The sequence below is a fragment of the Bacillus cereus group sp. N21 genome (assembly GCF_016483395.1).
In the GTDB taxonomy this organism is placed as follows: Bacteria; Bacillota; Bacilli; order Bacillales; family Bacillaceae_G; genus Bacillus_A; species Bacillus_A pseudomycoides.
This window is the reverse complement of sequence record NZ_JAEHBX010000367.1, coordinates 1-259: the sequence shown is the minus strand read 5'-3', so window position 1 is coordinate 259 and position 259 is coordinate 1. Positions and strand designations below refer to the sequence as shown.

The following is a 259-nucleotide window of genomic DNA, read 5'->3' as shown; positions in this document are numbered from 1 at the left end:
CAACTGGATAATCCGCTAAATGAACGCTACTTCCTTCTAAATTCAGATGAATGTCTTCCGCGACAAACGGTGTAAATGGTGCAATTAATTTACTAATTGTTACAAGCACTTCATGAAGTGTCTCATAGGCAGATGCTTTTTCAGCGTTCATACCAGATTCCCAGAAACGATTACGTGAGCGTCTTACATACCAGTTACTCACTTCATCTACAAGTGCTGCAATTTCACGAGCTGCATTCGTAAATTGATACTCATCAAG

Annotated in this window: 1 protein-coding gene; it reads right to left on the bottom strand. The window is 39.8% G+C overall.

Annotated elements, in window-relative coordinates; translation table 11 throughout:
• Positions 1-259: class I tRNA ligase family protein (locus JDS96_RS31215; protein WP_199669168.1), on the bottom strand; the 259-nt coding region annotated here is incomplete at both ends.